Annotated in this window: 1 protein-coding gene; it reads right to left on the minus strand. The window is 48.9% G+C overall.

What is annotated here, in order from left to right:
* A partial coding sequence (locus HJY11_RS13585; RefSeq protein WP_208076462.1) for a radical SAM protein occupies positions 1 to 278 on the minus strand: 278 nt, incomplete at both ends.

A 278-nucleotide genomic window follows, 5' to 3' on the forward strand; every position in this document is an offset into this window, starting at 1 on the left:
TCTCTCCATAGAGATCCTTCCCATAAAGCGTCGTCTCCTGTGCTACCAGGATGATCTCCTTCACTCCGTCATCCGCAAGCTGCTTTACCTCCCGGAGCAGATGCTCCATCGGAACACTCCGGAAATTCCCCCGAAGCTTTGGAATAATGCAGTAAGTACAATGCTTATCGCATCCTTCCGCAATCTTGAGATACGCATAATGCCCTCCTGTCGTCACCATGCGATGAGTATTCACTAGAGGAAGTGTATCCAGCGGCTCCATTTTTAAATAGGATTGC

Origin of the sequence: Bittarella massiliensis (ex Durand et al. 2017) (assembly GCF_017566145.1) — a bacterium.
Taxonomy (GTDB): domain Bacteria; phylum Bacillota; class Clostridia; order Oscillospirales; family Ruminococcaceae; genus Bittarella; species Bittarella massiliensis_A.